Source organism: Cytobacillus firmus NBRC 15306, assembly GCF_001591465.1.
Classification (GTDB): Bacteria; Bacillota; Bacilli; order Bacillales; family Cytobacillaceae; genus Cytobacillus; species Cytobacillus firmus.
This window is the reverse complement of the sequence record NZ_BCUY01000243.1, coordinates 1-711: the sequence shown is the minus strand read 5'-3', so window position 1 is coordinate 711 and position 711 is coordinate 1. Positions and strand designations below refer to the sequence as shown.

General features: G+C 37.7%; 1 protein-coding gene. It reads left to right on the top strand.

All coding sequences use genetic code 11. From position 1 onward, the window contains the following. Positions 1-711 (top strand): IS4 family transposase (locus BFI01S_RS22090; protein ID WP_156478380.1); only part of this gene is annotated, 711 nt, incomplete at both ends.

Sequence of the window (711 nt, the reverse complement as noted above, 5' to 3'; positions counted from 1 at the left end):
ATACAAAGAAACTAACGACAGAGTCATTCTTAAAATTATTGTTATTTGCCCAACTTGAAGAAATAGAAAGTCTGCATGCTCTGAGTGATTGTCTTTTCGATGATCAACTGCAAAAGGGTATTGATCTTGATTCGATTAGTATTTCGCAGCTTTCACGGCGCTTAAATGGTATGAATCCAGATCTTTTTCAAGTTCTTTTCCTTGATTTAGTTTCACAAATTCATGCCAAAACACACTATACGAAACTCGTAATGCCATTAAAAATCATCGATTCAAGTACATTACCACTAAACTTGACGAACCATAGATGGGCACAATTCCGCAAAACAAAGGCAGGAGTGAAACTACATCTTCGTCTTGTATTTATGGAAAAAGGTACTTCTTACCCAGAAAAAGCCGTTATGACAACGGCAAAAGTACATGACCGTGGTCAGCTTGAAATAATGGTAGATGACAAAGAATGCATGTATGTGTTCGACCGTGGTTACTTAGATTACGAACGTTTTGATCGCATGACCGATGATGGCTACTTTTTCCTTTCAAGACTACGGAAAAACGCAGTCATACGGGAAGTTTACAACTTTAAGCTACACGGAGACACATCTGTTTTATCAGACCAAATGGTCTTAATCGGTACCACACAAAACCGAGCTGAAAATTATTTTCGCCTGATAAAGGTCTTGGATTCAAAGGGAAATGAACTCCATTTAA